The following is a 24,406-nucleotide window of genomic DNA, read 5'->3' as shown; positions in this document are numbered from 1 at the left end:
GTCCCGGTCTCTGCCGGGGCGGTGGTCAAGTCATGAAAGGAAATCTCAATGCTTGTTGAACGTCTGGCCAATGCCGCGTGTCCCCATCCCTTCTCTCAGCTAGGCCTGCATCCCAATCCGGACGGCGCCGGGCTGAAACTGACCCTCTGGTTGCCTGATGCCAGTGCGGTCAAGGTCAAGGATCTGACATCGGGTAAATGGGTTGCAACTCTCTCCCCTGCACTGCAACCAGGTCTTTTTGAAACTGTTTTCATCCGCCGCAAGAACCCCTTCCCCTATCTGCTTCAGCTCCAGTACGCTGACGGTTCAACGGTCGAACAACTCGACCCCTATCAGTTCCAGGCTGCCGCCTTTGACGGGTTGAGCGAGATGACTCAGCGGCCGGAAAACCTCTATGCCACGCTTGGGGCACAACTGCGCACGGTGAGCCACTTCGAGCGGTCAGTGGAAGGGGTTCGTTTCGCGGTCTATGCCCCGAGCGCCACCTCGGTCAGCCTGATTGGTGATTTCAACCTGTGGGACGGCCGCCGCCATCCGATGGAGCGCTCTCTGTGCGGTCACTGGGTGCTGTTTGTTCCGGGCCTCAAGGCCGGTGAGCGCTACAAGTTCGAGATCAAGGACCCGATGGGCAACCGTCTGCCGCACAAGAGCGATCCGGTCGGTTTCTACAGCGAGCAGTACCCCTCGTTTGCTTCCGTGGTGTATGACCACGAGCAGTACCAGTGGCAGGATGCCAGTTGGCAGCAAAGCCAGCGCAACGACAAACGCGAACAGCCGATGTCCATCTATGAGCTGCATGTGGGCTCCTGGCGCCGCCACGCCAACGGCGACAGCCTGAGCTGGCGCGAGCTAGCCACTGAACTGGTCGATTACGTGCGGGAGATGGGCTACACCCACATTGAACTGTTGCCGGTGTCCGAGCACCCGTTTAGCGGCTCCTGGGGCTATCAGCCGACCGGCATGTTTGCCCCAACCAGCCGTTACGGCAGTGCCGATGATTTCAAATATTTCGTGGATGCCTGCCACCAGGCGGGTATTGGCGTGATCCTCGACTGGGTGCCGGCGCACTTCCCGTCCGATGCCCATGGTCTGGCCCGCTTCGACGGCACACCGCTTTACGAATACGAAGATCCGCGCCGTGGCTGGCATCCGGATTGGAACTCCTACATCTATGATGTTGGCCGCGACACAGTGCGCCAGTTCCTGGTCGCCAGCGCACTTTACTGGCTCGACAAGTTCCACATCGATGGGCTGCGGGTCGATGCGGTGGCGTCCATGCTCTATCTCGACTACTCGCGCAATGTGGGTGAGTGGGTACCCAACGTCGATGGTGGCAACCACAACTATGAAGCCATCAGCCTGCTCAAGTGGTTCAACGAAGAGGTGTATGGCAAATATCCTCACGCCATGACCATCGCTGAAGAGTCGACCGCCTTCGCCGGGGTCTCCCGTCCGACCTTCCTGGGCGGTCTCGGGTTTGGCTTCAAGTGGAATATGGGCTGGATGCACGACACCCTGAGCTACATGCAAAAGGAGCCGGTGCATCGCCGTTATCACCACAACGAGATGACCTTCGCCATGGTTTATCACTATGACGAGAACTTCATCCTCTCCCTGTCCCACGATGAAGTGGTGCATGGCAAGCACTCCATGCTCTACAAAATGCCGGGTGATGAGTGGCAGCAGGCGGCCAACCTGCGCGCCTACATGGGCTACATGTATGGCCACCCCGGCAAGAAGCTCAACTTCATGGGAACTGAACTGGCGCAGGGCAACGAGTGGAATCATGATGCCCAGCTGGCCTGGCATCTGCTCGATTATCCCAAGCATCTGGGCCAGCAGCGCTTGATCCGCGACCTGAACCGGCTCTATCGTGAACATGCAGCTCTGTATCGTGCTGATTATGAACAGGGCGGCTTTCGCTGGCTCGATCACCAGAACGCGGCCGAGAGCATTCTGGCCATGCTGCGCAGCGATGTGCAAAGTGGTGATGAGGTGGTGGTGGTCTCAAGCTTTACCCCGGTGCCGCGCAGCCGTTATCGCCTCGGCGTACCGGCCGCAGGTCAGTGGCGCGTCGCGCTCAATACTGATAGCGAGTTCTACTGGGGCAGCAACTTCGACGTGGGAGGATTGAGTTTCATGGCTGAGCCAACGCCTTGGCAGGGTATGGACTACTCTATCGTGATTGATCTTCCCCCCTTGTCCACGTTGTTCATCACGCAGGAGAGCTGATGTTCAAAATGGAATGCGGGACGGGCTCCTGGTTAGGCGCCCGCCTTGATGCACAGGGATGCCATTTCGGTGTCTGGGCATCCGGTGCCAGCCGGGTGGAGCTCTGCCTGTTCGATAAGCAGGAGCAGGAGCTGATCCGCCTGGTGCTGCCACGAACCGTCGGCCAGCAACATTACGGTTATGTCCCCGGAGTCAAAGCCGGTCAGTATTACGGCTATCGAGTTCATGGCAAGGCCCAGCCGGGCTTGCTGCTCGATCCCGATAAACTGCTGATTGACCCTTACGCCCGTGCCCTCAGCCGTCCGCTGATCTGGCATGACGAGCTTTATGCCGGTGACAGCGCCGCCTTGATCCCTAAATCGGTGGTGGTCTCGGATGCCTTTGATTGGGAGGGCGTGAGCAAACCGGATCACGACGTCTCGCAACTGGTCATCTATGAAACCCATGTCAAAGGGATGACCATGCTGCATCCCGAGGTGCCTCAAGCGCTGCGCGGGACCTACCTTGGCATGTGCCATCCGGCGCTGATTCGCCACCTGAAAGAACTTGGCATAACGGCGGTTCAGCTGCTCCCAACGGCTGCCTTTATGTCCGAGATGCGCCTCGAAAAGCTGGGACTTACCAATTATTGGGGCTACAACCCGATCGCCTTTTTTGCTCCCGAGCCGCGCTATGCCTGGCGTGATGCCGTTACCGAGTTCAAGACCATGGTGCGTGAGCTGCACCGCGCCGGTCTTGAGGTGATTCTGGATGTGGTCTACAACCACACCGCCGAGAGTGGCTCGGATGGTCCGACGCTTTCGTTCAAAGGGTTTGATAACGCGGGTTATTACGACTTTGAACAAGGGGCGCAGGGGCCAGATTATCAACGCTATCTCAACGTGACCGGTTGTGGTAACAGCTTTAATCTCGATCATCCCAACGCGCTGCGGCTGGTGCTCGATGCCCTGCGCTATTGGGTGAGCGAGATGCAGATCGATGGCTTTCGCTTCGACTTGGCGGTCACTCTGGCGCGCGAGGCCAATGAATTTGAGCCCATGGGGGCCTTTTTCAAGGCGATCATGGCTGACCCGGTGCTCGCGGGTGCCCGTCTGATTGCCGAGCCGTGGGACGTGGGCCCCTTTGGTTATCGCCTTGGCCAGTTTCCCAGTCAGTGGAGCGAAATCAACGATCGTTACCGCGATACGGTGCGCGCCTTCTGGCGTGGGGATTCCGGACGGATGGGGGATTTTGCCACCCGACTGCTGGGCTCACGGGATATCTTTCCCAAGGGGTGGCGCTCGCCGCACACCAGCGTGAACTACCTCTGCTACCACGATGGCTTCACCCTCGATGATCTGGTCTCTTACAACCAGCGGCAAAATCAGGTGAACGGTGAGGAGAACCGCGATGGCAGCAGCAATAACCTCTCCTGTAACTACGGGGTCGAGGGGCCGACGCTGGATCCGCGCATCAGCAACCTGCGGCAGCAGCAAAAACGCAATCTCATTGCCACCTTGCTGCTCTCCCAGGGCATCCCCCATTTTCTCGGCGGCGATGAGATGGGGCGCAGCCAGCTTGGCAACAACAATGCCTACTGTCAAGACAACCGCATCAGCTGGGTCAACTGGCAGCACTCGCCGGATGATGAGCGATTGCTGCAGTTTACCCGTCAGATGATGCAGCTGCGGGCCGAGTCCCGGGTATTTAGTTCGCTGCAATTGGAGGGCGATACCTGGTATGGCGAGTGTGAGCCCCTGCATCAGGTGACCTGGTATCACCCGGATGGGCACATTCTCTCCGATCAAGATTGGAGCTCACCGATGGCGCAGGCGTTTGCGCTGGATATTGGTGTGACTGAGGGAGTGGGGGAGCGTTGGCTGGTGCTGTTCAATGCCAGTGACTATGACATCCAGTTCCGCTTACCGCTGCCTTGTGAAGGGCGCGAGTGGCTGCAGGTGATCGATACTGCGACCAGCGATGGTCTGGCGTTTCTGCCCGATGACATCAAGCGGCAGGTCGCCGTAGGCCGCGCTCATGCGCTCAAGTTGCTGGCATGCAAGGTGATCCAGCTCCCGTTGTCGCCATGAGATGACTCTAAACCTGCCATTCATCGGTAGTTAACAAGCATGATGGCAGGTTAGCATGATGTAAAAATCGATAAATAACGTTGAGCACCATGCACAAGAACGATCCCACCCAGTGGCGTGAGCGCCTCACTCCCGAACAATTTCACGTCTGCTGGGAAAAAGGCACTGAGCGCCCGTATACCGGCGCCCTCTTGCACAACCGCAAGCAGGGGCAATATCTCTGTGTCTGCTGCAAGAGCGTGCTGTTTGATGCGAGCGCCAAATTTGACTCAGGTTGCGGCTGGCCCTCGTTTGACCAAGCCATTGCCGGCACGGTTGATTACACCCGTGATACCAGCCATGGCATGGAGCGAGTCGAGATCACCTGCCACACCTGCGGCTCCCATCTTGGCCATGTGTTTCCAGATGGCCCGACCGAGACCGGGCAACGCTACTGCGTGAACAGCTTGAGCCTCGATTTTGCGAGCGAATCTGCCGGTGACGCTCAGGGCGAATAATGCCCGTCGTTGATAGCGTCCGCTATCTCTTGTGCCTTTGCTTCAATAGCGCTGCGCTCATCGGCAGTGATCGTGATGTAAAGGCTCATTCGCTGGGCGCTGACGTTTGGCCCGTCTGGTAATTTGGCGGCTACGACGGCCCACAGATAGGCCTCCCGATAGTGCTTAAGTCCCATATGCAGAGTGCTGAGGGCGGTGGCGATCCGCACCGGCAAGCGGTTGTCTTGGCGCGGCAGAGTAAGCGCATGCTCGAACAGTGCCATGGCGCGCTTGGGTTCATGCTTGGCCGTTTCGATAGCCAGCGCCTCCTGTAGCTCCCCTTGCTCCAGCGCAGGTGTGCCGGCCAGCGCCATAAAGCGTGCGCCAGCTGCATGGTCGGCGTGACGCTGCCAATGCCACATGGCGAGCCAGGGATTGCTGCTGTCGCGGGTCTGCTCGTCCAGTGTTTCTTGTTGTTGGCTGGCAGAGAGCATGTATTCGATGCGGCGGCTTTTCTTGTCTTTGAGCAGTCGGTATTCCAGCTTGCTAGCGTGATCCATGCACTTGAGATATCCATCGAGTGCCTCAAGCAGACGATAGTGCGGCTCTGCCGGTACCCCCTGAGCGGCATGGCGCGCCAGAATGACCTGACGGCGCTCGGCCCGGCACCAGCCATCATCCACCAGGTCGCGGCACAGGGCGGGTGAACGGCTGCAGATATCGGGCAGCGGGTCAGCCTCGCCACAACCGGTGAGGGGGAGTAACAGGGTTAACAGCAGCTGAAGTCGGTTTTGAGACATGATGCAAGGTATCGATGTGGTGGCCATGTTGGACGATGGTGGCTGGTTTGTTAAGGTAACCGGCACGGTGTCGTCGCCATGATGAGCGTACATCATTTTTGCGACACAAAACCGCTGAGGCGTTGGATAACCGAATAATCAGTGATGAAAAACAGTGAGCCAGCCCGGCCGCATCGGTCTGTAACAAGGAGAGAGGCATGTCATTTCAGCAGGTGATCGCCACCATGCCAGAAGAGGTGTACCAACGGCTGCGCACTGCCGTTGAGCTTGGTAAATGGCCCGATGGTAAGGCGCTGAGCGAGGAGCAAAAAGCCACATCGTTGCAGGCTGTGATGGCTTGGCAGGCGCTGCATCTGGATAACCCGGAGCACATGAATATCGGGGCCGACGGCAATATCGTGATGAAGAGTAAAACCGAGCTCAAGCGGCTGTTTCGTGAGGATGATGAAGAGATTGGCCGCTTCAACGATCTTTAACCTGGCCAAACGCAGGAAACAGAGAGGGGAGCCACGGCTCCCCTCTCTGTTTAATGGCTCGCGCGTCGCGCTATCAAGAGCAGGTCAGCTCGCCGCGCAGGGATTGCTGCATCAAGGTGCGGATCTCTTCGGCCGGCAGCCCAAGGCTAAGCAAAAAGTGCAGCTTGGTCAGCGCCGCCTCGGCGGTCATGTCAAACCCGGAGATGACACCGGCCCGGGAGAGGGCGTTACCGGTGGCGTAGCCACCCATATTAACCATGCCATGCAGGCATTGGCTTAAGTTGACGATGATGACGCCACGCGATGAGGCCTGTGAGAGCAGCGCCAGCATCTGCGGATTTTGCGGGGCGTTGCCCACACCAAACGAGAGCAGGATCAGCGCTTTGACCGGCTGCAGCAGAATGTTGGCGATCACCTCGGCCGAGATCCCCGGGTAGAGGGTGACCACGCCGATCGGTTGCGGGGTAATGTCGTGCAGTCGCATCGGCTTGCCACTGGCTTGGCCGAGCTCACCGGCTTCGAGCTGAATGTGGATTCCGGCGTTGAGCAGGGGCGGGTAGTTGGGCGAGTCAAAGGCGTGGAAGCCGTCGGCGTGCACCTTCTTGCTGCGATTACCGCGAAACAGCTGGTTGTTGAAAAACAGCGTGACTTCATGGATCGGGTAGTTGGCCGCAATATAGAGCGCATTGAGCAGGTTCTGCTGGCCGTCGGAGCGCAGCTCAGCCAGCGGGATCTGCGAGCCGGTGATGATGACCGGTTTGCCCAGATCCTCGAACATGAACGAGAGGGCCGACGCGGTGAACGACATGGTGTCGGTGCCGTGCAGGATCACGAAGCCATCATAGTCGTCATAGTGATCGCGAATATCTTCGGCGATCCGTTGCCAGTCGGCTGGCGTCATGTCGGAGGAGTCGATCAGCGGTGCATATTCATGGATATGGTAATCCGGCATCTCGGGGCGGTGGAATTCCGGCATCCGCGCCAGACAATCTTCCATGAATCCCGCGACCGGCACGTAGCCGTGGTCGGAGCGTTGCATACCGATGGTGCCGCCTGTGTAGGCGATATAGATGGACTTCTTCACAACCTCTCCTCGTCTGGGCTGGAACCGCAGGGATTATAGAGATTGCAGGAGCAAATGACAGGTCCAATCAATGGGGCTGTGAGGAAGATAACTTTTTGATAACCATTCGCCATTCGTGTGGATGTTTGGCGAAGTTACGAGCTAAAAAGTCAATAAAGTAGTCAGTATTGGCTTTTTGTGCTAAATTGCCGCCGACATTTTCAGTGAACCCTCTGCCATCATCCCTGCGGGATGATGCGCTTCCAGATATCCCCGCTGCGGGATTCGTCACTCGCTGGACAGCTCGGCCGACCCGTTCGGTCATTCATCCCGGCCAATCCTGAGCGCTTTTTTTAGTGCGAGCCAGGCCATTTGACATGGGAGACAAGATGATACAACTCGATGCTTACGCCACTCTGGTGGCCGCGACCCTGGTATTGCTGTTTGGACGCATGCTGGTGACTCGCATTGAATGGCTGCGCGCCTTTCATATCCCCAAGTCGGTGGCTGGTGGACTGGTTGTCGCCCTGTTGCTGTGGGGCGTGCGCCATACCACAGGTCTGTCGTTTCGCTTTGACAGCCAGCTGCAGACTGCACTGATGCTCGGCTTTTTTGCCTCTATTGGACTCTCGGCTGAGCTCTCCAGCCTGAAGCGTGGTGGTAAGGCCGTGGCGGTGTTTCTGCTGGTGGTGACCGGTTTGCTGGTGATGCAAAACACCCTGGGGGTTGGATTGGCCACCTTGCTCGGACTGGATCCGCATACCGGTTTGCTGGCGGGCTCCATCACGCTCTCTGGGGGGCATGGCACTGGTGCGGCCTGGGGCAGCATCTTTAGCACCAAATATGGTTTGCAATCTGCCTCGGAGCTGGCGATCGCCTGTGCCACCTTTGGTCTGGTGCTGGGTGGGCTGATTGGTGGGCCGGTCGCTCGTCATTTGATCAAAAAAGTGCAGGTGCCGGGGGAAGGGCACAATCTCGACACTGCCCCGCAGGGTTTTGAAATGCCTGATCTCGAGCGCCCCATCACCCCGTTCAGTCTGTTGGAAACCCTCGCCTTGATGGCGATCAGCCTCAAAGGGGGCGCTTTGCTGGCCGAAGGTCTGCAAGGCAGCTCGCTGGAGCTGCCGGCATTCGTCTGTGTGCTGTTTGTCGGGGTGCTGCTGCGCAACCTGTTGGCACTGTTTAACGGGCATGAAGTGAGCGATCGTGAAGTGTCGCTGCTGGGCAATGTCTGCCTGTCGCTGTTTTTGGCCATGGCACTGATGAGTCTGCGATTGTGGGATCTCACCGCTCTGGCACTGCCTCTGATGGCCCTGCTGGCGATGCAGACCCTCGCCATGGCGCTCTATGCCGTGTTTGTCACCTTCCCGGTGATGGGGCGGAACTACGATGCGGCAGTGTTGGCGGCCGGTCACTGCGGGTTCGGGCTCGGTGCCACTCCGACCGCGATAGCCAACATGCAGGCGGTGACCCAGCGCTTTGGCCCGTCCCATCTGGCGTTTCTGGTGGTTCCCATGGTGGGGGCGTTTTTTATCGATATCGTTAACGCCATGGTCATCAAGCTGTTTCTGGCGTTGCCGTTTATGTGACGGCGTAATGAACACCTACGTTGGCTCCTGCGGGAGCCTTTTTTATGTTCTCTGGGCAAAAAAATCCCCGCGTAAGCGGGGATGAACATCAGAGTGTACAGACCGGGCACCAGGCATAGGTGCCTTGCGGATCGTTAAAGCGGGTCAGCGGCTCGGCCGCTTTGTCCACTTTGCCTATCAGCGTCAGCACCGAGCTAGGCAGCAGACCGCGCACCAGCGGCGTCACGCTGCTTTGGGTGCTATCGAGCAGCTCGCGCAGGAACTTCTCCTTGGCCGACTCTTCCGGCTCAATCGGGCTCACCTGATAATCTTGCAGATTGGCCAGTTCGGCGGCGGCGCGGATGGCATCGTCCTGATTTCCAAACTCATCAACCAAGCCCAGCGTCTTGGCATCGGCACCGGTCCAGACCCGTCCTTCGGCGGCTTTTTCGGCCTCCTCGGCGCTCATGCCGCGGCCGTGAGCGACCAGATCGATAAAGCGCTGGTAAGTGCTCTGCACATTGAGCTGCATGATGTCAGCCATGTGGGCGGGCAGGGCGCGTGTCGGATCCATGCCGACAAACTCGGTGGTCCCGACGCCATCGCTCTTGATGCCAAACTGGGCCAGCGCCTTCTCGGCGGTAGCAAACATGCCAAATACGCCGATAGAGCCGGTCAGGGTGGTGGGGGAGGCGAAAATCTTGTCGGCGTCGGCCGAGATCCAGTAGCCGCCCGATGCGGCGTAGCTACCCATCGAGACCACCACCGGCTTGCCGGCTTCCTTCAGGGCCAGCAGTTCGGCGCGGATCTGTTCGGCAGCAAAGGCGCTGCCGCCCGGGCTGTCTACCCGCAGCACGACCGCTTTGATCTGATCGTCATGACGAGCATCGCTGAGCAGGGACGAGAGCGAATCACCGCCAATCGTGCCGGCGGGTTGCTTGCCATCCATGATGGCGCCGCTGGCGACAATCAGCCCCACGGCGGGTTTGCCTTGCTCGATATAGGGTGAACCTATGGTAGCCAGATACTCTTTGAGCCCGACCCCTTTCCAGCCGTGGTCATCAGTCTCGCCCACCTCTTTGATGATGGTTTGGGTCATCTCATCACGGGTGGCCAGCTCGTCAACCAATCCCTGCTCCTGGGCATAGAGCGCGGCATTGCCCTTGGCCTGTTGCAGGCGGGCAATCAGCTGCTCCTTGCTCGGCGAGATGATGTCCGGCGCCACCTTGCGCTGCTTGGCGACATCCTGCACGTAGCTGTCCCACATCTGGGTCAGCCAGCGCTGGTTGGCCTCACGGCTCTCGGGTGACATGTCATCGCGGGTATAAGGCTCGACAAACGACTTGTAGGTTCCGACCTTGAACACATGGGGTGTGATGTTGAACTTCTCGAGCGCCGACTTGAAGTAGAGCTGATAGACACCCAGCCCTTCGAGCAGCACGGCGCCGCTTTGGTTGAGCATCACATGATCGGCGTGAGCGGCCAGCAGGTATTGCCCCTGGGTATAGAAGTCGGCCAGTGCATAGACCGGTTTGCCACTCTTCTTGAAGTTGTCGATGGCGGCGGCCACCTCCTGCAGCTTGCTCAAATTGGCCTGCTGCAGATTTTGCGGCTTAAGCACCAGTGCCTTGATGCGCTTGTCATCCTTGGCGCTGTTGATTGCACGCAGCAGGTCGGAGAGTACGATTTCCGATGGCAACTCATCGTCGCTACCCAGCTGGCGCATCAGTTGGGCCGAGGCATCGGGCAGGCTCTTTTGCTCGACCAGTGCCCCGGAGAGCTCCAGTGTCAGGGCGCCTTCAATGGGCGGCTGGGGTTTTTCACGACTGCCGATGGCCACGACGACCAGCAGGATCAGAAGCAGGAACAGCAGATTGAGGAACAGGTGCCTGGTGAAGTTAAGCAGGCGCCAGACTCCGCGCAGCAACCAGCCCAGACCTTTGAGAATCGACATGCGGTTATCGCTCTGTAAATGAAGAGAGGGTAAGCGGGCATTATTGACCAGTGCGACGGCGCTCACAAGCCTGTGCATAGCGCACAGTTGTTCGCCTAAATTTTATCCAAACAATTGTTTGAAAAAGCAGTTTTGGTTATTTACTCTAGTTGCAACTCGATAACAAATTATTAACTGGAGGCCGCCGTGAGCCACTACCCTGCACTCTTGGCACCGCTCGAACTGGGATTTACTCAGCTGCGTAACCGGGTCCTGATGGGCTCCATGCACACCGGGCTGGAGGAGGAGAAGGGCGGCTTTGACAAGCTGGCCGCTTTTTACGCCGAGCGTGCCCGGGGTGGCGTGGGGCTGATTGTCACTGGCGGCATCGCCCCCAATCTGCGCGGTCGGCTGATCCCGCATGGGGCGCAGTTAAGTTTCCCCTGGCAGGTGGGGCGCCATCGTAAGGTCACCGATGCGGTGCATGCCGAAGGGGGCAAGATTGCCCTGCAGATTCTGCATGCCGGTCGTTATGCCTTTCACCCTTTCAGCCTGGCGCCATCGGCCATCAAGGCACCGATCTCACCGTTCAAGCCGCGCGCTATGAGTGATCGTCAGGTGCGTGCCACCATTCGCGACTTTGCCGCCACGGCTGAACTGGCTCGCCGCGCCGGGTATGATGGCGTGGAGGTGATGGGCTCTGAAGGCTATCTCATCAACCAGTTTATCTGCGAGCGTACCAATCAGCGCCGCGATCAGTGGGGCGGCTCGCTTGAAAATCGTCTGCGCTTCCCGGTTGAGATAGTGCGCGCTATTCGAGAGCGGGTGGGGAGCGATTTCATCATTATCTTTCGCCTCTCCATGCTCGATCTGGTGGAGCAGGGATCCTCGCTAAGTGAAGTGATTGAGCTTGGCAAGGCGCTGGAGCAGGCCGGCGTCACCTTGATCAACACTGGTATTGGCTGGCATGAGGCGCGGATCCCGACCATCGCCACCAGCGTGCCACGTGCCGCGTTCACCTGGGTCACCGCCGAGCTGAAAAAGCATCTGTCCGTGCCGCTAATCACCACCAACCGTATCAATACCCCCGAGGTGGCCGAGGAGATTTTAAGTAAAGGCGAGGCGGACATGGTCTCGATGGCGCGCCCTCTGCTGGCTGATCCTGAATTTGTGCGAAAAGCGGCGGATGGTCGCAGCTCGCTCATCAACACCTGCATCGCCTGCAATCAGGCCTGTCTTGATCATATCTTCCAGCAAAAACGGGCCTCCTGTCTGGTCAACCCACGTGCCTGTCATGAAACCGAGCTGAATTTTGCCCGGGTGCCGCAGCCCAAGAAACTGGCGGTGGTGGGGGCCGGGCCGGCAGGGCTCGCGTTTGCCTGCTACGCCGCCGAGCGTGGCCACCGCGTCAGCCTGTTTGATCAAGCGGGCGAGATTGGCGGTCAGTTCAACTTTGCCAAGCGGATCCCGGGGAAAGAGGAGTTTCGCGAAACCCTGCGTTACTTTGCCAATCGGCTCGATGCGTGCGGTGTTGAGCTCTATCTTGGTCAGCGCCAGAGCGCCGAGAGTCTGCTTGGTGGTGGATTTGACGAGATAGTGCTGGCTACCGGCATTCGTCCGCGAACGCCCGATATTCCCGGTATCGATCACCCGAAAGTGCTCAGTTATCTCGAGGTGCTGCGTGATCACAAGGCGGTCGGAGCCAAGGTGGCGGTGATGGGCGCCGGCGGAATTGGTTTTGACGTGGCCGAATATCTGGTGGAGTCGCACGATGGACATAGCCGCGAGCAGTGGCTCAAAGAGTGGGGCATTGATGCCACACTCGGTCAGCGCGGTGGCTTGACCCAGCCGCAGGTGGCTGCGCCCGAGCGCCAGGTTTGGCTGCTGCAGCGCAAAAAGAGCAAGGTGGGCGATGGCTTGGGTAAGACCACCGGCTGGATCCACCGTACGGTATTGAAAAACCGTCAGGTCGAGATGCTCTCAGGCGTCAACTATCAGCGTATTGATGACGAGGGACTGCATATCGAGGTGGACGGTCAAATGCAGTGTCTGCCGGTTGATAATGTGATCATCTGCGCCGGGCAGGAGCCGCTGCGTGAGCTCGAAGCCGGCCTGCAAGCTGCAGGCAAACCAGTGCATATCATAGGTGGCGCCGATGTGGCCTCAGAGCTTGATGCCAAGCGCGCCATCCGGCAGGGAGCAGAGCTCGCCGCCGTGATCTGAATAGGAAAACCCTGCATCTGCAGGGTTTTCTTCATCTATGCCTGTGCTAAGGTGAAATCTCTGACCCGTTGTTTGCAAAGGTGTTTTGATGGATGCACTCGAACTACTGCTCAACCGTCACTCAGCTCCTCGATTGACCGAGCCTGCTCCGAGCGGAAGTGTCCTCGACAATATTATCAAGGCGGGGCTGCGTGCTCCCGACCATGGCACGTTGACGCCCTGGCAGTTCATTCTGATTGAAGGCAAGGGGCGCGAGCGTTTTGGTGAGTTGCTGGCGGCGGCGGCTGCCGAGCGTGGCGAGCCGGAAGAGGCGATTGAACGCTGTCTGGATGCGCCGCTGCGGGCACCGCTGATTATCGCAGTGGCAACCCGTTATCATGATCACCCCAAGGTGCCGCGCCTGGAGCAGGAGCTGTCAGCCGGCTGCGCCGTGATGGCGATGCAGATGGCAGCCCAGGCGCAGGGCTTTAACGGTATCTGGCGCTCTGGCTGGTTTATGTTCGATGAGATCGTCAGCAAAGGATTGGGGCTGGCCGAAGATGATCAGCTGGTGGGTTTTCTCTATCTGGGAACGCCGGTCAGCGAAGTGCGCAAGATCCGTGAGCTTGATCCGGCGGCATTTGTGCGTTCATTTTGATTGTGCGAGTGAGTTGAGAGGGGAGGCATTGGCCTCCCTTTTCTATTTGCAGGCTATTCGAGGTGGTTGAGCGGCAGCGCGGTTTTGTGCTTGATGCGGCGCAATACAAAGCTCGAGCGCACACCGGTCACACCCGGAATGTGGGTCAGCTTGTCGAGCAGGAAGTGCTGGTAGTGCTCCATGTCTTGCACCACCACCTTGAGCTGATAGTCGGCATCGTTACCGGTAATGAGATCGCATTCGAGCACTTCGGGCAAGGCACTGACCGCTTCATCGAAATGGGTGAAGCGCTCCGGGGTGTGGCGATCCATCGAGATATGGATATAGGCGGTGAGGGTTAATCCCAGCGCCTTGGCGTTTAGCAAGGTGACGTGGGTGTCGATGAGCCCGGCGTCTTCCAGCGCCTTGACCCGGCGCGAGCAGGGGGAGGGGGAGAGGCCCACCATGTCGGCCAGCTCCAGGTTGCTGATACGGCCATGCTCCTGCATCAGTTCAAGGATATGCCGGTCTATCCGATCCAGTTTCAGCATCCCATTCTCCCGCTTGGCAATGATTGCTCAATATTTTCCATATTAAGAGTCAATTATTGCTAAAACAAGGCTTTTGTATTTCATCTTTGCAACCACTCTCCCCGCGCTTGGCGGTAAGCTGTATTCAACATCTGGTGGTCAAGAGGCGCACTCATCCAGGCGCTCTTGCAAAGAGACTTACCGGTCTTGGCGCACCACAGCGGCTTGACAACCCAACCGGGTAGCAGGTGGCTGGTGAGGGAGAACCATCTCGCAGAGTAGTAGCAAGGCAGACATCCCGGCGTCTGCCTTGTTGCTTTTCGGCGATCGCGTTTTTGAAGCTGGGTCACAGTGATAGCCATTTGGCAATCTACTTGTGCAACTTTTTTTTGTTAAGATGAGGCATTCCCGAATGGAGAACCCCATGCCTTCATCACTAACTGAACTGCTGGCAGCGCCGTTGCCGGAGTTGGCTACCCAGTGGAGCCAACGTCTGCAGCGCCATTTACCTTGGCCATGCCACGGTGAACAGAGCCTGTTTATCGGTGAGCCGCTGTTGGCGGTAGTTTCGTTCTCCTGTAACGGTGTCGAAGTCAGTCAGCCCTATGTGGAGTGGGCATCACCCACCACCCCTATGCTGCGCATGCAGCCAGCTGGACAGCTGCCGCTGGAAGAGGCGCACTATGATGAGTTGCTACGTTTGGTGGAGTGGACCATACAGCAGCGCCTGCGTGCCTTTCGCGAGTGTGGTCGCTGTGGTCGGCGCATGGCGCCGGAAATGCTCGCGTCACTACAAGGTCAACCGGTCTGCCGCCACTGCCTGACGGGTCGTCGCATCCTGTTTTAAGCCCCGCCTGATTGGCTCGCTCACTGGGCTGTTCTGTTCCGTTGATTCTCCTCCAGACCCGATCATCGCCTGCTTCGGCCCTTGTTGGACGCAGGAACGCCACTATTGTGTTTGTTATTTGTTAAAAGCGGTTGAGGTCATCTGAACCTCTGATTAATCTATGCCGACTTTTATTCATCAAGCCCGCCGTCAAGAGCAGGCCGACAGACAACACGATCCACACTGGAGTTTTTTTAATGACAGCAAGCACACCCATGGTGATCACCTTTCTGGTGTATATCCTCGGCATGGTGCTGATAGGCTTTGTCGCCTATCGGGCCACGCGTAATTTCGATGACTATATTCTTGGCGGCCGGCGCATGGGCAGCTGGGTGACCGCCCTCTCTGCCGGGGCCTCTGACATGAGCGGCTGGCTGCTGATGGGGCTGCCGGGAGCGGTATTCCTAAGCGGTGTGTCCGAAAGCTGGATTGCCATCGGTCTGGTTATTGGTGCCTATTTCAACTGGCGCTGGGTGGCGGGTCGCCTGCGGGTGCACACCGAGATTAACCGCAATGCCCTGACTCTGCCGGATTATTTCTCCTACCGCTTTGAGGACAAGAGCCGGGTGCTGCGCATTCTCTCGGCACTGGTGATCTTGCTGTTCTTCACCATTTATTGTGCCTCCGGTATCGTTGCCGGCGCCCGTCTGTTTGAAAGCACCTTTGGCCTCGATTACAGCACCGCCCTGTGGGTGGGCGCAGCGGCGACCATTGCTTACACCTTCTTTGGCGGTTTCCTGGCCGTCAGCTGGACCGACACCATTCAGGCTAGCCTGATGCTGTTTGCCCTGATCCTGACGCCGGTCTGTGTGGTGATTTACTCGGGCGGTATGGAGAGTGCTTTGACGGTGGTCGAGGCCAAGGGGCCCGGCTATCTCGACATGTTCAAAAACCTCGACCTGATTGCGATCATTTCGCTGATGGCCTGGGGGCTCGGTTACTTTGGTCAGCCGCATATTCTCGCGCGTTTTATGGCAGCCGATTCCCATCGCTCGATGACCAATGCCCGCCGCATCAGTATGACCTGGATGATCCTGTGCCTCGGCGGCGCCATTGCCATTGGCTTCTTTGGTCTCTCCTATTTCTCCAGCTTCCCGGAGCAGGCCGGCAACGTGACAGCCAATCCGGAGCGGGTGTTTATCGAACTGGCCAAGTTGCTGTTTAACCCCTGGGTTGCCGGTGTGCTGCTCTCGGCCATTCTGGCGGCAGTCATGAGTACCCTGAGCTGCCAGCTGCTGGTCTGCTCTAGCGCCATTACCGAAGATCTCTACAAGCCGTTCCTGCGCCCGAATGCCTCGCAGACTGAGTTGGTGTGGGTGGGCCGTCTGATGGTGCTGCTTATCTCCCTGATTGCCATCGCCGTGGCGATGAATCCGCAAAACCGGGTGCTGGGGCTGGTGAGCTACGCCTGGGCCGGTTTTGGTGCCGCGTTTGGTCCGGTGGTACTGCTCTCGGTGCTGTGGCCGCGCATGACCCGCAACGGCGCACTGGCCGGCATGCTGGTCGGCGCGCTGACGGTGATCATCTGGAAGCAGTTTGGCTGGCTGGGTCTGTATGAAATCATCCCGGGCTTCCTGCTCGGTGGTGCGGCGATTGTGGTGGTGAGCCTGCTGGGTCAGGCGCCATCAACCGCGGTGCTGGAGCGCTTTGCCCGCGCCGAGCGCCAATTGAGCAGCCAGGAAGACGATGACGGCAGTGGTGAGCCGGTGGTCGTTAACTGACGCAAATTCGTCTAAAGAGCCCCGCTTCGGCGGGGCTCAGTTTTTGCAGGGCTGGACGCATGGCGTCCAATTGGTCACTATCGCACAGATGATTTTGCCCGAGGTGGGCACCTGTTTTGGAGCGTTGAATGAGCAAGGTACTCAGGGATCTGCTGGATTTGCTGGCACTCGAGAAGATTGAGGAAGGGCTGTTTCGTGGTCAGAGCCAGGATCTGGGATTGCGTGCCGTGTTTGGCGGTCAGGTGATGGGCCAGGCGCTGTCGGCAGCCAAGCAGACCGTGCCAGAGGGGCGCAAGGTGCACAGCTTTCACTCCTATTTCCTGCGCGCCGGTGATGCCAACTACCCGATTGTCTATGACGTCGAAAATATTCGCGATGGCCAGACAGTCTCGACTCGTCGGGTCAAAGCCATCCAGTTTGGCAAGCCGATCTTCTACCTGAATGCTTCGTTTCAAATTGAAGCGGAAGGCTTTGAGCACCAGAGCGCGATGCCGGTGGTGACCGCGCCGGACGATCTGCAAAGTGAGCTGGAGTTGGTGCGCCCTTATGAAAAGCTGATCCCGCCGACGCTGCGTGACAAGATCCTGTGCGACAAGCCGCTGGAGATCCGCCCCGTTACGCTGGTAGACCCGATCCGCCCGAGTGTCAGCGAGCCGGTGCGCCACGCCTGGTTTCGTGCCAATGGCCAGATGCCTGATGATGTGCGTGTGCACAAATACCTGCTGGCTTATGCATCGGACTTCCATTTCCTGCTGACCGCCTTGCAGCCACACGGCGTCTCGTATTGGGAGCCGGGTATGCAGGTGGCCACCATCGATCACTCCATGTGGTTCCACCGTGATTTTCGTCTCGACGACTGGCTGCTTTATGTGGTGGATAGCCCCAGTGCCTCCAATGGTCGGGCGCTGGTACGCGGCCAGTTCTATACCCGTGACGGGGTGCTGGTCGCCAGCACCATGCAGGAGGGGGTGATCCGCCGTCGTCCGGCTTAACGCTTGTACATTTGGTTACAGATGGTCACCAAAGGCGCACTGAAGGGGCGAGCACTCGCCCCTACTATGACATTCAAGGACGCGGCACCAAGCCCATCCCCTTGTCGAACTCTTCTGGAGAATTGTCATGAAAAAGATGCTTCCTTTGATTGTTGCCGGTCTGTTTGGTCTCTCTTCTGCCGTTGCCATGGCTGATACCACCACTGCCGCTTCCACCACCGACACCACCGCTGCCACCCAACAAGTTGCCAAGGCTCCGGTTGCCAAGCACAAGATTGTGCACAAGAAGAAGGCTAAGAAAGCGGTAGCCCAGAAGACTCAAGCTACCAAGAAAGTACACAAGAAGAAGGTGACCAAGGCTGCTGCCGCCACCTCTGCAACCACCACCAAGGCTGCCAGCCAACCGGTTGAGCAAAAGACTCAAGCCGTGAAGAAGGTTGTTAAGCACAAGAAGGTTGCCAAGAAGGTCGCTGCCAAGCCGGCTGCTGCGACTCAGGCTGCTGATACCCAAGAATAAGTTTGTTGCCACGCTGGTGCGTGTCGATGTAAAGCAAGGGGCTACGGCCCCTTTTTTCGTATCTGGAGTAATGGGATGAAGATGACCGCATGGGCTGTTTTGGCCGGATTATTGATGTGTCAGCCGCTGTGGGCCGATGAGCAGAGCCAGCTTCTGTTTGGTCATGATGATCGGCAGGCCGTCTCGGTCACTCGTACTCCCTGGCAGGCAATTGCCCAGATTGAAACCGCCGGCGAAAACCTCTGTAGTGGTGTGCTGATTGCCCCGCAGTGGGTTCTCAGTGCCGGACACTGCTTTGTCGATGCCCATCACGGTCAGGATCCGGCCATCAATGTGCAATTTGCCGGTGCGCGCAGCCAGTTCTATCGCCCCGATCATCTCTATTTTCCCCGTGAATTGATTAACGGTCTCAAGGGGGATGGCGATGGGTTTGTCATCAGCGCCGAGGCCAGTCCCCACGATGTGGCGCTGATCCATCTGACCAAGCCGGTAGCTCATATTGCACCGTTGCCGCTGTGGCGCGGCAGCAGTGAACAGCTGGCGGCCTTACTCAAACAGGATAAGGTCTCCCAGGCTGGTTATCCGGCGGATCATCTCGATACCTTGCTGGCGCATCAAGGGTGTCAGGTGGATAAGGTCAATGCGGACGGTACGCTTGCGCACCGCTGCGATACCCTGCCGGGTGACAGTGGTTCACCGCTACTGCTCGAAGAGGGCGGTGTCTGGTGGGTGGTTGGCGTGCAAAGCTCGGCCCCCGATGCCAGCGAGCGGCAAGAGGCCGATAATCTGGCCGTTGCGGTGCCGTCGGTGGCGCGCCAGTTGCAGCGTTGGATGGGCGGTTAACCGGTGGCTGGCCCACGCTCATTCGATGGACCAGCCAACCGGCTGTTGATGATTCAGCTGCCTGCGGCGCGGGTGCCTTGAACCCGACTTTCACTCTGGTTTTGTGGTAGCCGCCGCAGCGAGGGGCGCTGACTGGCACTGACCAGCAGCGCTTCTGCCCGAGCGCCGAGAAAGACGTAGAGCCCTAGCGCCAGCAGCAGTCCCACCGCGCAGCCCATGACACCCACCGCCGGCCACAACAATTCGCTTTGGCCAAGCGACCCTTTGAACAGCAGAAGCAGCCCCTCTATCGAGACCGCAATCAGAATGGCGGCGATAAAACGGGTGATGGTGCGGCGGATGGTGCTGTGGCGGAATATATCTTTATGCAGCAGCACCTCCTCTTCCAGAATGGTTTTACCGAGATCGAATACGGCCAGCGCCAAGGTGAGGAACACGATGGCACTGAACGCGCCAAGGCGATTTTGCTCTTCTCCTTGCAAGAGCAGCAGCAATTCGCGCAGGCCATGCCACACCAAACTGCCGACAATCAACATCAGGGCGGCGCTGAGCAGGACATAGACCAGCTTGAACCACGGAATGGCGAGACGGCGGTGGCGATCGCCCATCAGCCAGGCAATCAGCTGATGCAGGCTCAGTTCAAGGCACTTGCCATCCCCTTCCACCAATAAATACAAACGCCCTTGTGGCCCGGGCATGGGGCCACGAACCCGTTGCGGCAGGGCGCCGTCGCGCTGCGCCAGAACAAACGGATAGCGCGCCAGCTCGGCCGGTGACTGCGCGAGCAACCCCAGCAGCAGCGGGCGCAGCTCCTGGCTGTGCTCTTCATAGCGGCGCAGCAGATCGATGGGGCTCATGTCAGCCATGTATTTCTCCTTGGGTCTGTTGCAACAGCTTGCCGGAGAAAGATTGCAATTAGTGGGCCGAAGAAAAGAGGGGGATTGGGTGCAGATCTGCTGTAAACAGGGGCATGACGGTCAGGCCATGCCCCACAATGGTGAGAAACGTCTTGTTAGCCAACCAGCTTGGCAAAGCTGCGTTCGGCGGCTGCCAGCGTGTGTTCAATCTCCTTGTCACCGTGCGCCAGCGACAGGAAGCCCGCTTCATAGGCGCTCGGGGCCAGATAGACACCTTCTTCCAGCATCAGATGGTAGAAGCGCTTGAACTTATCCATATCGCAGCGGGTTACCTGTTCATAGCGGGTGATGGTCGGCTCATCGGTAAAGAAGAAGCCGAACATACCGCCCACCTGATTGGTGGCCAGCGCAATGCCGTGCTTGGCGGCGGCGGCCTTGAGACCGTCAGCAATGCGCGCGGTTTTGCGATCCAGTTCGTCATACAGACCCGGCTGCTCCAACAGATCCAGCATGGCAAGGCCAGCGGCCATGGCAATCGGGTTACCAGAGAGGGTGCCCGCCTGATACACAGGGCCGGTCGGCGCGATGTGTCGCATGATCTCGCGCTTGCCACCAAAGGCGCCCACCGGCATGCCGGCACCGATGATTTTGCCAAGGGTGGTCAGATCCGGCGTGATGCCGTAATGCCCTTGGGCACCTTGCTTGGAGACGCGAAAACCAGTCATTACTTCGTCGAGGATCAGTACTGCGCCATGCTGATCGCACAGGGCGCGCAGTCCTTCCAGAAAACCCGCAATGGGTGGGATGCAGTTCATGTTGCCCGCAACCGGCTCAACGATAATGCAGGCGATCTCCTGGCCATACTGTGCAAAGGCTGCTTCGACCGAGGCCAGATCGTTGTAGGTACAGGTGAGGGTATGCTTGGCAAAATCTGCCGGCACGCCCGGGCTGTTGGGTTGGCCCAGAGTCAGGGCGCCAGAGCCGGCTTTGACCAGCAGTGAATCGGCGTGGCCGTGGTAGCAACCTTCAAATTTGAGGATCTTGTCGCGTCCGGTATAGCCACGGGCCAGACGAATGGCGCTCATGGTCGCTTCGGTTCCGGAGTTAACCATCCGTACCATCTCCATAGTGGGGAGAATGGCGCGCACTTTTTCGGCCATGCGTACTTCGATTTCGGTGGGGGCGCCGTAGCTCAGGCCTTTTTCGACAGCTTGGATCACCGCGTGTTTGATAGCGGGATGATTGTGACCGAGCAACATGGGGCCCCAGGATCCGATGTAATCCACGTAGGCTTTACCATCCACATCATAGAGGTAGGCGCCATCGGCCCGCTCGATAAACACCGGAGTACCGCCGACGCCATTAAAGGCACGAACCGGCGAATTGACGCCACCAGGAATGCTCTGTCTGGCTTGTTCAAACAGCAGATCTGACTTTGACATGGATCATCCTTAACTGGGAATGTGACAAGCAATGGCCGATGGGTGGCCGAGCGGGGGTCGGCAGGCAATCAAGGAGGGGTGTATGATTTCGCCCTCTTGTAACCACTGCAAACAGTGGTCCGACTATACCAGAAAGCCGGTTGCTTGGCAGTTGGCACCGGTTTGATGAAGGGGTTATTGATGAGCGAGCATGTGGGCGCAACGTCTCACCAACGCGGGTTTCGCCGTATTTTGCAGCAGAAGTTGCCACTCTGGGTATTGCTGCTGTCTGCGCTAGCTGGGGGGCTGGCTGGCACGATCTGTGCTCTATTCGAAATGGCGGTCAGCCACCTTGGCGAGTGGCGCCTTGACTGGTTAGCATCCTTGCCGTGGGAACTGCGTTGGTTGGCGGCGCTGGCGTTCAGCGCACTGCTTGGCCTGATTGGCTACAGCCTGACACACACGTTTGCGCCGGAGGCAGGCGGCTCGGGGATCCCCGAGATTGAAGGCGCCATGGAAGATCTGCGCCCGGTACGCTGGTGGCGGGTGTTGCCGGTTAAGTTCTTTGGCGGGATCTGTACCTTGGGCTCTGGCATGGTGCTGGGGCGTGAGGGGCCGTCGGTACAGATAGGTGGTAACGTGGGCCAGATGGTGGCTGACCTGTTTCGACTGCCCAAAGAGCACCGCCATGCGTTGCTCGCCGCAGGCGCTGCCGGTGGTCTGGCTGCTGCCTTTAATGCGCCACTTGCCGGCATCCTGTTTGTGATGGAAGAGATGCGCCCGCAATTTCGCTACTCCTTTATCGCCATCCGGGCGGTCGGTATCTCGGCCATTTGCGCCACCTTGATGCTGCAAGTGCTGCGCGGCCAGCATCCGGCCATTACGCTGCCGCACTTCGCCGCGCCCATGCTCGGCTCGCTCTGGTTGTTCCTGCTGATGGGGTTGACCTTTGGTGTGCTCGGCTTTGTCTTTAACAAGCTGGTATTGGCAGGCCTCGACGGTTATCTGGCGATTCACAAAAATCGCCGCTTGCCATTTGTGGTGACCGGAATGACGGTTGCCGGCGTATTTGGCCTTCTTTCACTGCTAACTCCTCCCATTACCGGGGGCGGCATTGAGCTGATTCCACAGCTTATTGGCGGGCAGTTTGCGCTGGCGCCACTGTTTCTGATTTTTGCCGCCAGGCTACTCACCACCATTATCTGTTTCTGCTCCGGTGCGCCCGGCGGGATTTTTGCGCCGACTCTGGCCCTCGGGACACTGTTTGGCCTCGTGATTGGTCAGCTGTTTGGCGTGGCATTTCCCAATCTTGGAATTGAACCCGGTGCCTTCGCCATTGCCGGCATGGGCGCCCTGTTTGCGGCAACCGTGCGTGCGCCCATTACCGGGATCGTGCTGGTTACCGAGATGACCGACAACTATCAGCTTATTTTACCCATGATGATCACCACGGTCGGCGCAACCTTGATGGCGCAGTGGTTGGGGGGGCGCCCCATCTATTCCCAGATTCTGGAACGTACCTTGCGTTTGGCCCGCCTGCGGGAAACGGCAAAAACTGGTTAAAAGCCGGTGTGGGTGGCAGACTTGAACCATGAGCTGAACATGCGAGTGAGGATCCATGCTGACCCTGAACCGCAAGGCATGCTGGTTACTAGGATTGCTGCCGGGGTTGCTCGTCGGGTATGTCATTGGGCATCGCGAAGAGCTGGCTAACAGCAGTATTGTGGATGTGCAGGAACGAACCCTGCGTTTGCAATCGGAAGGGCTGACCAAACTCAAGCAAGAGCTTGAGGTCAAAAATACCCAGCTGACCACTCAGAAAATTGCGTTCGAGCAACTGCAACAGATGCTCAAAACACAAGAGAGCCAGTTGCAGGAGCAAAAACGTCAGCTGGCGTTTTTCGAGCGGATCATGCGCCCGGACGGCGAGCAGAGCGGCGTTGTCGTCGATAATCTGGTGCTGGAAACCACCAGTATTCCCGAGCGTATCCACTACCGGATCGCCCTGACACAACCTTCCCGCCAGCGCGAACTGCTGCGCGGCCAGGTTGATATTCGAGTTGAGGGGAGCAAAGAGGGTAAGCCGCTTACTTTAAGTCCGCGCTCTTTGGGCATGAAAGAGGGGGAAGTGCGCTATGCCTTGCGCTATTTTCAGATGCTTGAGGGGGTATGGACCCTGCCTACTGGGTTTACACCGGACAAGGTGATGGTACGTATCGCTAAAGGAGCGACGCAGCCAGAGCAAGAGCTTAGCGTCAACTGGAGTGAGGCGCTGCGTCCGCTGCCGGTTGTCGCAAGCAGTGCCGATAGTGGTGGGGCGAACCGGTGAATACTTGAACCCATTGGTCGGGTATTGGATAATCCCGCCGTTGCCATGGTTAAGAGGTTGGAAATGAGCGCAGAATTGGAAACTCCGTTGCCCCTTCAGATGTCTGATGCGGCAGCCAACAAAGTGAAGAGTCTGATCACCGAAGAAGAGAACCCCGAGCTCAAGCTGCGGGTCTACATTACTGGCGGTGGTTGCTCCGGTTTCCAGTACGGCTTTACCTTCGATGAGAAGATCAATGAAGGCGATACCGTGGTGGAGAAAAATGGTGTCGTGATGGTGGTCGATCCGATGAGCCTGCAATATCTGGTGGGCGGCAGTGTTGACTACTCGGAAGGACTGGAAGGTTCGCGCTTCGTGGTGACTAACCCCAACGCCACCACCACCTGTGGGTGCGGCTCCAGCTTTTCTATCTGATGTCATGAAGGCCCGAAAGGGCCTTTTCTTTTATTCCCTTCTTTTTTTCCCTTTCTTGCTGGCATTTCTGACAGGCTGAACCACACTTGAAGCCCGCTCTTTGCAGTGCGGTAGTGCGAAATATCAGCAATCTGCTGGTTGTTTGTGCGGTTGAATGCCTTTTCGTATGAAATTGGTTTTTTGTGCTTGCCAATGTGATCGCGATCTCTATAATCGCCCCTCACCAGCACGGCGGATGACGCCGGATGGTCACGGGAAGACGACAGTCGCTGTCACTTTCCGGGGAAAGAAAAGCCGCTACGGCACTTGACTTTCCAAACGAGGAGCGTAAGATGCGCAGCCTCAGCCGACAAGGCAACGTTCTTTAACAAATTGAATCAAGCAATCTGTGTGGGCACTCGCAGGATTGAAGCATCAAAAACAATTTTTGATTTTCAATG

At 58.2% G+C, this 24,406-nt stretch carries 22 protein-coding genes; 15 read left to right on the top strand and 7 right to left on the bottom strand.

The annotated features are described in order from the left end of the window. Window positions 1-48: 48 nt before the first annotated feature. The 3 genes from glgB (at window position 49) to msrB (ending at window position 4,798) form a co-directional block, all read left to right on the top strand. Window positions 49-2,232, top strand: a complete 2,184-nt coding sequence (glgB, locus tag BW958_RS05270) for a 1,4-alpha-glucan branching protein GlgB (protein ID WP_076574705.1) — start codon at window positions 49-51, stop codon at window positions 2,230-2,232. Further along, window positions 2,232-4,301: a glycogen debranching protein GlgX gene (gene glgX / locus BW958_RS05265; RefSeq protein WP_076574704.1), complete on the top strand. Its 2,070-nt coding sequence runs from the start codon at window positions 2,232-2,234 to the stop codon at window positions 4,299-4,301. The genes glgB and glgX overlap by 1 nt, the downstream gene beginning before the upstream one ends. Window positions 4,302-4,390: 89 nt before the next feature. Then, entirely contained in the window at window positions 4,391-4,798 is a 408-nt protein-coding gene (gene msrB, locus BW958_RS05260) for a peptide-methionine (R)-S-oxide reductase MsrB (RefSeq protein WP_076574703.1), read from the top strand. Here msrB and BW958_RS05255 read toward each other — a convergent pair. Next, a complete protein-coding gene (locus tag BW958_RS05255; protein ID WP_076574702.1) occupies window positions 4,786-5,577 on the bottom strand; it encodes a DUF2989 domain-containing protein in 792 nt (263 codons plus the stop codon). The two genes, msrB and BW958_RS05255, sit on opposite strands and share 13 nt — an antisense overlap. Window positions 5,578-5,774: 197 nt before the next feature. On the opposite strand from BW958_RS05255, the gene BW958_RS05250 reads away from it, so the two are divergent. Then, window positions 5,775-6,053 carry a YeaC family protein gene (locus BW958_RS05250; RefSeq protein WP_076574701.1) on the top strand — a complete coding sequence of 93 codons (279 nt, stop codon included), beginning with the start codon at window positions 5,775-5,777 and terminating at the stop codon, window positions 6,051-6,053. A 73-nt stretch (window positions 6,054-6,126) separates the two neighbouring features. On the opposite strand, the gene ansA is transcribed toward BW958_RS05250, so the two are convergent. Together ansA and BW958_RS20275 are read right to left on the bottom strand one after the other, a co-directional pair. Next, window positions 6,127-7,137 carry an asparaginase gene (gene ansA / locus BW958_RS05245; protein WP_076574700.1) on the bottom strand — a complete coding sequence of 337 codons (1,011 nt, stop codon included), beginning with the start codon at window positions 7,135-7,137 and terminating at the stop codon, window positions 6,127-6,129. Between the two features lie 67 nt (window positions 7,138-7,204). Beyond that, entirely contained in the window at window positions 7,205-7,441 is a 237-nt protein-coding gene (locus tag BW958_RS20275) for a hypothetical protein (RefSeq protein ID WP_143233025.1), read from the bottom strand. 64 nt (window positions 7,442-7,505) lie between these two features. Here BW958_RS20275 and gltS point away from each other — a divergent pair, with 64 nt between their 5' ends. Next, a complete protein-coding gene (gene gltS / locus BW958_RS05240) occupies window positions 7,506-8,705 on the top strand; it encodes a sodium/glutamate symporter (RefSeq protein WP_076574699.1) in 1,200 nt (399 codons plus the stop codon). A gap of 88 nt (window positions 8,706-8,793) precedes the next feature. Here gltS and sppA read toward each other — a convergent pair whose 3' ends face one another. Continuing rightward, a complete protein-coding gene (gene sppA / locus BW958_RS05235; protein WP_076574698.1) occupies window positions 8,794-10,638 on the bottom strand; it encodes a signal peptide peptidase SppA in 1,845 nt (614 codons plus the stop codon). A 186-nt stretch (window positions 10,639-10,824) separates the two neighbouring features. On the opposite strand from sppA, the gene BW958_RS05230 reads away from it, so the two are divergent. After that, on the top strand, window positions 10,825-12,840 hold the full coding sequence (locus BW958_RS05230) for an oxidoreductase (RefSeq protein WP_076574697.1): 2,016 nt from the start codon (window positions 10,825-10,827) through the stop codon (window positions 12,838-12,840). A gap of 88 nt (window positions 12,841-12,928) precedes the next feature. Continuing rightward, on the top strand, window positions 12,929-13,477 hold the full coding sequence (locus tag BW958_RS05225) for an NAD(P)H nitroreductase (RefSeq protein ID WP_076574696.1): 549 nt from the start codon (window positions 12,929-12,931) through the stop codon (window positions 13,475-13,477). Window positions 13,478-13,530: 53 nt separating this feature from the next. Here BW958_RS05225 and BW958_RS05220 read toward each other — a convergent pair whose 3' ends face one another. Beyond that, on the bottom strand, window positions 13,531-14,007 hold the full coding sequence (locus BW958_RS05220) for an Lrp/AsnC family transcriptional regulator (protein WP_076574695.1): 477 nt from the start codon (window positions 14,005-14,007) through the stop codon (window positions 13,531-13,533). Window positions 14,008-14,410: 403 nt separating this feature from the next. Here BW958_RS05220 and BW958_RS05215 point away from each other — a divergent pair, with 403 nt between their 5' ends. The 5 genes from BW958_RS05215 (at window position 14,411) to BW958_RS05195 (ending at window position 18,945) form a co-directional block, all read left to right on the top strand. Further along, window positions 14,411-14,833, top strand: a complete 423-nt coding sequence (locus BW958_RS05215; RefSeq protein WP_076574694.1) for a hypothetical protein — start codon at window positions 14,411-14,413, stop codon at window positions 14,831-14,833. 236 nt (window positions 14,834-15,069) lie between these two features. Next, on the top strand, window positions 15,070-16,593 hold the full coding sequence (gene putP, locus BW958_RS05210) for a sodium/proline symporter PutP (protein WP_076574693.1): 1,524 nt from the start codon (window positions 15,070-15,072) through the stop codon (window positions 16,591-16,593). Window positions 16,594-16,721: 128 nt separating this feature from the next. Next, window positions 16,722-17,585 (top strand): acyl-CoA thioesterase II, encoded by an 864-nt coding sequence (tesB, locus tag BW958_RS05205; RefSeq protein ID WP_076574692.1) that lies wholly within the window; start codon window positions 16,722-16,724, stop codon window positions 17,583-17,585. Window positions 17,586-17,712: 127 nt separating this feature from the next. Continuing rightward, window positions 17,713-18,102, top strand: coding sequence for an acid resistance repetitive basic protein Asr (gene asr, locus BW958_RS05200; protein ID WP_076574691.1), 390 nt, complete (start codon window positions 17,713-17,715; stop codon window positions 18,100-18,102). A gap of 75 nt (window positions 18,103-18,177) precedes the next feature. After that, entirely contained in the window at window positions 18,178-18,945 is a 768-nt protein-coding gene (locus BW958_RS05195; protein ID WP_076574690.1) for a trypsin-like serine peptidase, read from the top strand. A 53-nt stretch (window positions 18,946-18,998) separates the two neighbouring features. Here BW958_RS05195 and BW958_RS05190 read toward each other — a convergent pair whose 3' ends face one another. Next, window positions 18,999-19,811 (bottom strand): hypothetical protein, encoded by an 813-nt coding sequence (locus BW958_RS05190; protein WP_256701849.1) that lies wholly within the window; start codon window positions 19,809-19,811, stop codon window positions 18,999-19,001. A gap of 146 nt (window positions 19,812-19,957) precedes the next feature. After that, window positions 19,958-21,244 carry a glutamate-1-semialdehyde 2,1-aminomutase gene (hemL, locus tag BW958_RS05185; protein ID WP_076574689.1) on the bottom strand — a complete coding sequence of 429 codons (1,287 nt, stop codon included), beginning with the start codon at window positions 21,242-21,244 and terminating at the stop codon, window positions 19,958-19,960. A 180-nt stretch (window positions 21,245-21,424) separates the two neighbouring features. Here hemL and clcA point away from each other — a divergent pair, with 180 nt between their 5' ends. The 3 genes from clcA (at window position 21,425) to erpA (ending at window position 23,966) form a co-directional block, all read left to right on the top strand. Further along, window positions 21,425-22,786: a H(+)/Cl(-) exchange transporter ClcA gene (gene clcA / locus BW958_RS05180; protein ID WP_076574688.1), complete on the top strand. Its 1,362-nt coding sequence runs from the start codon at window positions 21,425-21,427 to the stop codon at window positions 22,784-22,786. Between the two features lie 55 nt (window positions 22,787-22,841). Then, window positions 22,842-23,552, top strand: a complete 711-nt coding sequence (locus BW958_RS05175) for a DUF6776 family protein (RefSeq protein WP_372629070.1) — start codon at window positions 22,842-22,844, stop codon at window positions 23,550-23,552. Between the two features lie 63 nt (window positions 23,553-23,615). Further along, window positions 23,616-23,966 (top strand): iron-sulfur cluster insertion protein ErpA, encoded by a 351-nt coding sequence (erpA, locus tag BW958_RS05170; RefSeq protein WP_076574687.1) that lies wholly within the window; start codon window positions 23,616-23,618, stop codon window positions 23,964-23,966. The last annotated feature ends 440 nt before the right edge of the window (window positions 23,967-24,406 follow it).

Source organism: Aeromonas sp. RU39B (genome assembly GCF_900156095.1).
In the GTDB taxonomy this organism is placed as follows: Bacteria; Pseudomonadota; Gammaproteobacteria; order Enterobacterales; family Aeromonadaceae; genus Aeromonas.
The sequence above is the reverse complement of the archived record's forward strand: the minus strand, read 5'-3'. Positions and strand labels throughout refer to the sequence as shown.

What these genes read in the sequence shown, in the direction of transcription:
- BW958_RS05215 (WP_076574694.1), top strand. Translation starts at nt 14,411, where the DNA reads ATGCCTTCATCACTAACTGAACTGCTGGCAGCGCCGTTGCCGGAGTTG.
- asr (WP_076574691.1), top strand. Translation starts at nt 17,713, where the DNA reads ATGAAAAAGATGCTTCCTTTGATTGTTGCCGGTCTGTTTGGTCTCTCT.
- clcA (WP_076574688.1), top strand. Translation starts at nt 21,425, where the DNA reads ATGAGCGAGCATGTGGGCGCAACGTCTCACCAACGCGGGTTTCGCCGT.
- BW958_RS05190 (WP_256701849.1), bottom strand. Translation starts at nt 19,811, where the DNA reads ATGGCTGACATGAGCCCCATCGATCTGCTGCGCCGCTATGAAGAGCAC.
- BW958_RS20275 (WP_143233025.1), bottom strand. Translation starts at nt 7,441, where the DNA reads ATGACCGAACGGGTCGGCCGAGCTGTCCAGCGAGTGACGAATCCCGCA.
- BW958_RS05250 (WP_076574701.1), top strand. Translation starts at nt 5,775, where the DNA reads ATGTCATTTCAGCAGGTGATCGCCACCATGCCAGAAGAGGTGTACCAA.
- putP (WP_076574693.1), top strand. Translation starts at nt 15,070, where the DNA reads ATGACAGCAAGCACACCCATGGTGATCACCTTTCTGGTGTATATCCTC.
- msrB (WP_076574703.1), top strand. Translation starts at nt 4,391, where the DNA reads ATGCACAAGAACGATCCCACCCAGTGGCGTGAGCGCCTCACTCCCGAA.
- BW958_RS05195 (WP_076574690.1), top strand. Translation starts at nt 18,178, where the DNA reads ATGAAGATGACCGCATGGGCTGTTTTGGCCGGATTATTGATGTGTCAG.
- glgX (WP_076574704.1), top strand. Translation starts at nt 2,232, where the DNA reads ATGTTCAAAATGGAATGCGGGACGGGCTCCTGGTTAGGCGCCCGCCTT.
- sppA (WP_076574698.1), bottom strand. Translation starts at nt 10,638, where the DNA reads ATGTCGATTCTCAAAGGTCTGGGCTGGTTGCTGCGCGGAGTCTGGCGC.
- glgB (WP_076574705.1), top strand. Translation starts at nt 49, where the DNA reads ATGCTTGTTGAACGTCTGGCCAATGCCGCGTGTCCCCATCCCTTCTCT.
- BW958_RS05225 (WP_076574696.1), top strand. Translation starts at nt 12,929, where the DNA reads ATGGATGCACTCGAACTACTGCTCAACCGTCACTCAGCTCCTCGATTG.
- erpA (WP_076574687.1), top strand. Translation starts at nt 23,616, where the DNA reads ATGAGCGCAGAATTGGAAACTCCGTTGCCCCTTCAGATGTCTGATGCG.
- gltS (WP_076574699.1), top strand. Translation starts at nt 7,506, where the DNA reads ATGATACAACTCGATGCTTACGCCACTCTGGTGGCCGCGACCCTGGTA.
- BW958_RS05220 (WP_076574695.1), bottom strand. Translation starts at nt 14,007, where the DNA reads ATGCTGAAACTGGATCGGATAGACCGGCATATCCTTGAACTGATGCAG.
- BW958_RS05255 (WP_076574702.1), bottom strand. Translation starts at nt 5,577, where the DNA reads ATGTCTCAAAACCGACTTCAGCTGCTGTTAACCCTGTTACTCCCCCTC.
- tesB (WP_076574692.1), top strand. Translation starts at nt 16,722, where the DNA reads ATGAGCAAGGTACTCAGGGATCTGCTGGATTTGCTGGCACTCGAGAAG.
- BW958_RS05175 (WP_372629070.1), top strand. Translation starts at nt 22,842, where the DNA reads ATGCTGACCCTGAACCGCAAGGCATGCTGGTTACTAGGATTGCTGCCG.
- hemL (WP_076574689.1), bottom strand. Translation starts at nt 21,244, where the DNA reads ATGTCAAAGTCAGATCTGCTGTTTGAACAAGCCAGACAGAGCATTCCT.